Raw genomic sequence first — 1,422 nt, 5'->3', positions numbered from 1 at the left:
GGGCTGAACAGCACGTCTTCACTGCGCTGGCCGGTCATCAGGCTGCTGAAACTGAAGGACTCGCCCCACACCTGGAACGGTTGCAGGTAGCTGGCGGTGGCGGTGTATTTGCGGTAGCGGGCGTCGGCCTGGCCGGGCCCCGGATCGTTGTCGCCCTGGGCATCGAAGGCGCCGATACCCTCCTGCAGGCCCAGGTCGAGGTTGACGAAAGCATTGCCAACCCGCCGGCCATGGTTGATGCCGAACTGGGCTTCGCTCAGGCGGTTACTGCTCACCGCCAGCTTGCTGTCTTCGATGAAGTTGTTGGTGCGCAGGTACGCCAGGCCCGTGTTGAGGGAGGTCTTGCTCAGGGCGTCGCGATGGATCACCCGCTCGACCCGCAACTGATGGTTCTGGCTGTCGCCGGTCTGCTTGAAGTTGAAACCGTTGGCCGGGATCTGCGAGCGGTATTCGCTCTCGCTGTAGGTATAACTGACGTTCCACCAGCCAAACGGCAGGTTGTAATAGAGCATGGCGTTGCGGGAGGTGTGCTGGTGGTCGGTCATCGCGTCGTGACCACCGCGCAGCATCAACTGGTCGGCCAGGCCCAGCGGGCTGTCCCACTCGAAACTCGTGCCCCACTGCTGCTCGCCAGTGCTGCGCTGGCCGTCGTTGCTGCGCGACAGTCCGGCACGCCAAGGTTTTTTCGGTTCGTTGGTGACCCGCACCTCACTGCCGCCGACGTTCTGGCCGGGGGTCAGTTCCATCTTTGCCTGGTTCGACGGCAGGCGATTGAGCTGATCGACCATCTGCTCGATCTCCCGCAAGTTGACCAAATCACCGGTCACACCGGGAAAAGCCATCGCCAACTCGCGGTCCGATAGCTTGCTGTTCTCGGCACCCTTGAGGCCTTCCAGCCGCCCCTCGACCACCAGCACTTGCAGGTGACCGCTGGAAAGATCCTGTTGCGGCAGATAGGCGCGGCTGGTGACCAGGCCCTTTTCGATGTAGTGGTCGGTGATGACTTTGAGCAGCTCGTTAAGCTGCGGCACACCCAGGCATTGGCCGATGTAGGGCGCAAGCAACTGCTCGCGCTCGCCAGCGGAAAGACTGTCGGCGCCCTTGAGTTCGATGGTCTTGATGGGGAAGCAACGGGTATCGGCAGGTTTTGTCGGCTGGATTGGCTTGGCTTCTTCGCCGGGCAGGTCCTTGAGTTCTTCAAGACGACGACGCTGCTCTTCGAGCAAACGGTTCTGGCGCTCGCGAATCAGATCCGTGTCGCCCGGCGTGGGGGCGGCGTGAGCCAGGGTGAGTGGAGAAAGGCACAGCAAAGCCACGCACAACCTCGCCCAAAAGGCGGGTGAGGACATGTTCGATCCCTCGAGCGGAAAGTGACATCAAAATAGTGGCGCGATATTAATGAGCCATCATTTTGACGTCAAC

General features: G+C 61.4%; 1 protein-coding gene. It reads right to left on the bottom strand.

Features of this window, described 5'->3' with window-relative positions:
- Positions 1 to 1,349, bottom strand: a 1,349-nt coding sequence (locus LQ215_RS29425; protein ID WP_230153733.1) for a ShlB/FhaC/HecB family hemolysin secretion/activation protein, incomplete at its 3' end; no start/stop codon positions are given.
- Positions 1,350 to 1,422: the final 73 nt, after the last annotated feature.

Source organism: Pseudomonas brassicacearum (genome assembly GCF_918698105.1).
Classification (GTDB): Bacteria; Pseudomonadota; Gammaproteobacteria; order Pseudomonadales; family Pseudomonadaceae; genus Aquipseudomonas; species Aquipseudomonas brassicacearum_F.
Note: the sequence above shows the minus strand (reverse complement) of the source record. Positions and strands in the feature narration are given on the sequence as shown.